At 60.6% G+C, this 6,109-nt stretch carries 6 protein-coding genes; all 6 read right to left on the bottom strand.

Annotation, left to right across the window (positions count from 1 at the left end; genetic code table 11):
• On the bottom strand, window positions 1-541 hold a 541-nt coding region (locus T281_RS15900), incomplete at its 3' end, for a hypothetical protein (RefSeq protein WP_037241719.1).
• Window positions 499-2,886 (bottom strand): GspE/PulE family protein, encoded by a 2,388-nt coding sequence (locus tag T281_RS15910; RefSeq protein ID WP_052037587.1) that lies wholly within the window; start codon window positions 2,884-2,886, stop codon window positions 499-501. The genes T281_RS15900 and T281_RS15910, both read right to left, overlap by 43 nt.
• Entirely contained in the window at window positions 2,883-4,043 is a 1,161-nt protein-coding gene (locus T281_RS15915; protein WP_162173200.1) for a type II secretion system F family protein, read from the bottom strand. Before T281_RS15915 ends, T281_RS15910 begins: the two co-directional genes overlap by 4 nt.
• A gap of 33 nt (window positions 4,044-4,076) precedes the next feature.
• A complete protein-coding gene (gspG, locus tag T281_RS15920) occupies window positions 4,077-4,607 on the bottom strand; it encodes a type II secretion system major pseudopilin GspG (protein WP_037241738.1) in 531 nt (176 codons plus the stop codon).
• A 74-nt stretch (window positions 4,608-4,681) separates the two neighbouring features.
• Window positions 4,682-5,179, bottom strand: coding sequence for a prepilin peptidase (locus T281_RS18015; RefSeq protein ID WP_052037588.1), 498 nt, complete (start codon window positions 5,177-5,179; stop codon window positions 4,682-4,684).
• Window positions 5,180-5,303: 124 nt separating this feature from the next.
• The gene (locus T281_RS15930) at window positions 5,304-5,870 is read right to left on the bottom strand and encodes a HupE/UreJ family protein (protein WP_199502440.1); all 567 of its coding nucleotides are present in this window, start codon (window positions 5,868-5,870) and stop codon (window positions 5,304-5,306) included.
• Window positions 5,871-6,109 lie beyond the last annotated feature (239 nt).

The raw sequence follows: 6,109 nt of genomic DNA on the forward strand, positions 1-6,109 counted from the left end.
CCTGCTTCTTGTCGACGAGCCGCACTTCTTTGAAGAAGGCGCTTCGGCTTGCCTTGTCAAAGAAGGCGGTCAACTTTTCGCTGGAGCGGGAGAGGGCAAGCATTTCAAGAGAGCCGCGATTCCTATCGTATTCCAAATTTGCAACTGCAACATTTGGCGGCGTCAACGCCTCCAGCGCCGAGAGGACGGCCACGAGGGACGGCGCGGCGCCAAAGTCGAGCGCGTTCACCGCGTCGATTCGGCGGCGCAACGCGCTGATCGAGGCGGCGTCCGGCGTATCGAGCGGTCGCGCTCGCAGCTCCGCCAGGTGAGCGGAAGCGTTCTTGGCCGCTTGCACGGCTCGGTCCTTCGACACGCCGTATGACGCGCTTTCCGCAACTAGCGCGATTGTCACCGCCAAAGCACCGATTGAAAGCGCAATCAGGCCAGCCGCGAGGACAAACGAGACCGCCCTAATGTCGCGCGAGAAATTTGCTTCTGGGATTAGCAACGGCCCTTTCATGACGCCCGCGCCCCTGAAGCCCTCGGCGCGCCGGGCCATTGCAGTAGCCTGAGGCCGCGTTCAGGGAGAACCGCGCCGGAGAGAAGCCCCGCGATGGACTGTTCTGCATAGATCGTCGCTGGAGTGTCAGAGCCTTCCGCCGCTACGAGCGCATAGCGGGTCAGACGATTCAGCATTCTGCCCGAGGCTCCCGCGTCATAGGGTTCGAGCGCCTCAATGGATGCGAGGTGTATGAGCGCGCCTGCTTCATCCCACACAGCGATCGAGGTTCCATGGTGATCGTCGAAAACGGCGACGCCCGGTCTTTCAAGGCTCTCCTTGTGCTGTTCCAGGCGCATCAGGTATGCCGGCGCAATGACATCGGCGTGCAAACCTTTGGCGGCCAGCGCTTCCCTTATCGTCTTAAGCGTCTTTTTCTCCACCGCCAGACACAGGATCTTCTTGATGCTCTCGCCGCCCGCCAAGGGCCAGCCCATGACGTCGAAGGCGTCCGCTTCGAGTCGATGGTCCCGGCAAAAGCGCTGAGAAATGACGAGACGGCGATCCGAGGGGGATTTGGGAAGCACAGTGAAGCGCTTGATTCCGGACAGGATGCGCTGGCCTTCGAGGCTTACCTGAACGAAGGGCGATGTTACCCTACGGCCCGGAACGATGGCGTCGAGAACCTCGTCGAGCGCACTTCGCATCGTGTGGGATGGATCGTCGCCAAAGCTAACTTTCGCTTCTCTCTCCGCTGCACGCGGCGAGGCTTGAGGGCGCCACGCACCAAAGACATGCGCCGCGCCTATCTCCACAAGGCAACTAGCCCTCGACATCACGCGCATCACGTCACCCGCGCGACTTCTGGAAGCGAAGTCAAGCCTTGGGCCGCTTTCGCCAGCGCCGCTTGCCGCATTTCCCGGAACCCGTTTCGCAACGCCACCGCTCGCTCGCATGTCTTCGGTGGCGCGGCGCTCCACGATCATCTGTTTCAACTCGGGGGTCAAGATAAGCACTTCAGCGGCGACCGTGCGCCCCGCATACCCCATGCCGTCGCACTCATCGCATCCTTTCGCTTCGCACCAGGCACCGCTAGCAATGGACGTCTCGTTGAGGCCCAAGGCCGCGAGCTCCCGCTGAGCGTAGGCGCGAGGAGCGGAGCAGCAGCCGCAAAGGCGGCGCAGGAGCCGCTGTGCGACGACGCAGCTCAATGCCGCCACAAGCTCATGAAGATCGATCTCCATATGCGTGAAGCGAGAGATCACGTCGATGGCGTTGTTGGCGTGCACCGTCGTAAAGACAAAGTGCCCCGTCAGAGCCGCTTGAACCGCGATCGACGCCGTCTCCCGGTCTCGGATCTCGCCCACCATGATCCTGTCGGGGTCATGCCGCAGGATGGACCGCAGGCCACGGGCGAAGGTCAGCCCCTTCTTGTCGGCCACGGGCACCTGTAACACGCCGGGCAACTCATACTCGACCGGGTCTTCGATGGTGATGACCTTTTCCTCCCGGGAGCTGAACTCCGAAAGGCAGGCGTAAAGAGTGGTGGTTTTGCCCGAGCCGGTTGGGCCCGTGACAAGGAGCATGCCCGCCGACGCGCGGGCTATGCGGGCGAGCGTTTCGCGGTCTTTGTCCTCGTAGCCAAGCGCCTCAAGGGTCAGCGCCCTGCTTTTTTCCATCAAGTGGGTTTTGTCAAGCACGCGGATGACGATGTCTTCGCCGTGAACGCCCGGCAATACGGAAACGCGAAAATCGATATCGCCTTGCCTGCCGCGAAGCCGGAAGCGGCCATCCTGCGGAATGCGATGCTCGGCGATATCGAGGTCCGCCATGACCTTTATCCGCGACACGATTGTAGGCTGATAGGCGGGGTCGAAAGGCCCGAGCGCCCGCGTGAGAACGCCATCGGTCCGGAAATCGACGGAGACGCCCGCCGCGTCCGAGTGAATGTGGATGTCGCTCGCCTGCTTCTGTAGCGCGGCACGGATCGTTTCGTTGACGAGCCTCACCACCGGTGCGGCGTCCTTGCCGAATGCGTCGAGGTCGATGGCTTCGCTGCTGCCTTGCTCGGTTTCGCGCACAAGCGCGAGGCTGAACTCTTCCCTTACGCCTTCGAGCAGCGTGCGGCTGTCGCCGGATTTGGTGAGCAAGGCGTCTATCGCCTCCGCCGGGCTGCCTGTAAACTCAATCTGACTTCGGCATAAAAGGCTGAGCGTCTGCTCAAGCTCCAGATCGTCGGGTCGGCTCGTGGCGACGTAAAGAATGGGTCCTTCGGTACGCAGCGGGGCGACGCCGAGCATTCTCGCATCCGCGACCGGCAAGCGTTCAAGCGCCTCGGGCTCGATCTTGACGCCGCTCAGATCGTCGAAGGGCAGGCAATAGCGGTGCGCGATTTCGGGCGTCACTTGATGAGTTCCGTCAGTGTGAAGATCGGGAGATACATGGCCACGACGACGCCACCGACGAGGAAACCGGCAATCAAGAGAACGGCGGGCTCCATGAGGCTGGTCAGCCGGGTGAGGCTGTCGGCAAGTTCCTCCTCTTGCTGCGCCGCTACCGCGCCGAGCATGCTGTCCAGGCTTCCGCTAGCTTCGCCTGCCGCAATCATCTTCAAGCTCATGGGCCGAAAAAGACCTCCGCTGGCAAGCGCCTTCGAAAGAGGAACGCCCTCTTGAACGGCGCGCTTTGCGTCATCGAGAAAGTGGGCGAAGTTTCGATCCGAGACGCTTTTCGTGGCGAGGGTCAACGCCTTCGTGACCGTTGCGCCAGATGCGATCATGATGGATAGCATCCTCGCCGTGGCGGCCGCGGCCGAAATGCGTCGGAAGCCGCCCAGCAGGGGAATTTGAAGGAGGAGCCTGTCGCGCAAAATCCCGCCTCTGGCGGTTGATACCGCAATGCGGTCCAATATCCAGACGCCAATCACGATCGCAGTAATCCCGATCGCTATGGCTGGGAAGTGCCGCTCGATTGCGATAAGGATCTGAGTAGGCGCGGGCAGTTCGCTTCCAAGCTCCCGATACATACCAATGAAGTTCGGAATCACTTCCAGAAACAGAAATGTAAGCACCGCCGATAACGTCGCCAGCAGCGCGGCGGGATAGGTCATCGTTTTCAACACTTGCGCCCGCATCTTCATCTTGAGATCGGCGTAGTTCTGATAGCGTTGAAGGCAGTTCGGCAATGCGCCAGCCTCCTCACCCGTGCCGACGAGGGCGATATAATCGGCATCGAACGCACCTTGCGCCTTGCTCATCCCTTCCCGTAGAGAACCGCCACGATTGACCTCACTCAAGACGAGTCGCAGCGCCTTTTCGAGTCTTGGCTGCCCCGGACGCACAGCGAGAAGCGCGAGCGACTCGGGAATGGACAGCCCCGCCTGCAGGAGAACAGTCAGCTCCCGGTTGAAATTCGCGATGTGCTTGAAGGGCGGCCGCCGGCTCGACGCTGCGCTGCGCTGCGCCCGGCCGGACTTGAGGATCAAGTCGCGGGCGGCAAGGATCTCACGTAGATGTTCGACGGAATCCGCTGTTTCCGTGCCCTGCGCGCGCTCGCCGTTCAAAGTAAGCGCGCTGTAGGAAAAGATCGCCACGGCTTAGCGCTTCTCCGTCGATGCGGTTGCCGCACCAACATCCCAGTTCGTGATGTCGGCATCGTTGCCGACTCCGCCATCTCGGCCATCGGCGCCATAAGAGTAGAGGTCGTATTTGCCATGCTCGCCGGGAGATCGATAGTTGTATCGGTTCCCCCAGGGATCGTCGGGGAGCTTGTCGCTCTTGAGATAGGGCCCATTCCAGGCTGCCGAGGAGCCCGGCTTACGAACAATAGCGTCGAGCCCTTCCGCCGTGCTGGGATAGCGGCCGGCGTCGATGAAGTACAGGTCGAGCGCTTTGCTGAAGCCATCGATTTGAAAACGCGCGCTCTTCACCTTGCTTGTCTCGAGATAGTTGAGGACTTTCGGCCCCACCAGACCGACGATAAGGCCGATGATAGAGAGAACGACAAGCAGCTCGATCAGGCTGAAGCCCGGAGAGCCGCTTTTGGGTGCCGCGCCGCAGTCTTTAACTTGTCCCGACAAGTGCAGCGGTTCCGGGAAACTGATGCGTCTAGGTGGAAGGCGGTTCATGAGCATTTCCTCAAATCGTATGCAAACAGCTGCAATCCTTCAGACAATGGGGCGGTCGCTGCATGGCGACAGACCTAGGGCGATAGCAAATTCATCCTTTCAAAGACCCAGAAGGCAAAAAAGGCCGGCCCAAGAAATAGCGCGAACGGAAGCGCCTCCGTCAGCGCTGGAGACTGACCGCGCCATGCTTGCGCGCCCAACGCCAAGAGCAACGCTGCGACGGACGCGGACGTGATGGCATAGAAGCCGCTGAGCGTGGGCGACCATACGCCAGCTGCGGCCATTAACTTGACGTCGCCCAGACCCAGCCCGTTCCTCCCGCGAACGAGCTTGAAGAGCGCAGCGACAGAAAAGCCAAAGAAGCCGAGAATAGCGGCTCTTGCGGCGAGTTGCTGGAACGTTTCCGACGCGCTCGCGTAACTGGCCCCAGGATCGCAGAACGCGAAAGCCACTCCCGCCGCGCCAAGGGCAAGCAAGGGATAATCCGGCACGATGCCAAACGCCCAGTCGTCGCGAGCGATGACGATTACACACCAAAGAAAAACCAAGCCGAAGACAAGGCTTATCAGCATTGCCCCTTACCCGTGACGCGCGGTTGAACGACATGAAAACCCAAACTTGACAATTTGGTCATGTCACGATTGCGATGCCGGGTTGAGAATAGCTGGCGCCCAGCGAAAGATTTGTGACAGCGTTTCATAAAACGCTTGCGCCAAGCATCATTACGCCGATAGCGAAGATCCAACTTCCCAGCGCACGCACACCGACGCGGGCCGCTCGCCAGCGCTGCGTCAGGATTGCAGTGATAGCAGCGACGATGAGGACGGTGATATAGCCCGCAACGACCACGCCTGGCGCAAACAGCGCCGGGTTCACTGCCTCGGTCATGGCCGCGCCATTGGAGTAGCCGTGGCTGACGCCGATAACAAAAGCGACCGCGCCGACAGCAAAGGGTGCCAGCGGCAAGGTCAGGGCAACCAGAGCACCGAGCACGAGGATCGAGACAATATTTGCTGTCGTCAGAAATGCTAGTTCAGGCTGCGCGCAGCCAATGGCGACGCCAAGTCCCAAGCCGACCGGAAAGGCGATAAGAGCCAATCGTCCGGTTTTCGGTTCCGACCCGACCAGCATGCCGAGAGCAAGCCAAGGCACCATATGCTCAAGAGCGGTTAAAGGGTGCAACATCCCGTCGTAGAAATTGCCGAAGCGCGTATTTACAAGATGCGCGCTTGCCGGCTCCGGGAGAGCCACGGCAATTGCCAAGGCCGCAAGCAGTGTGGCGAGGCTCGATCCAGTCGGACGCAACGGAGCTGTCTGTGAGAATGGGCATCGTTCGATCTACCACACCGTTTGGCGTAAATGGATAATAATATGTCCAGGCTTCGTAATGACGTCAATGCGACCTCCCTTTACTCTCACGGACAGTCGAGGCCGAAACGGTCTCGACATCACCGAAAGGGACTTTCATGACTTTGCTGAGCAGCAAGCGCGTCGCGGAGACG

The sequence above is a fragment of the Rhodomicrobium udaipurense JA643 genome, assembly GCF_000636015.1.
GTDB lineage: Bacteria > Pseudomonadota > Alphaproteobacteria > Rhizobiales > Rhodomicrobiaceae > Rhodomicrobium > Rhodomicrobium udaipurense.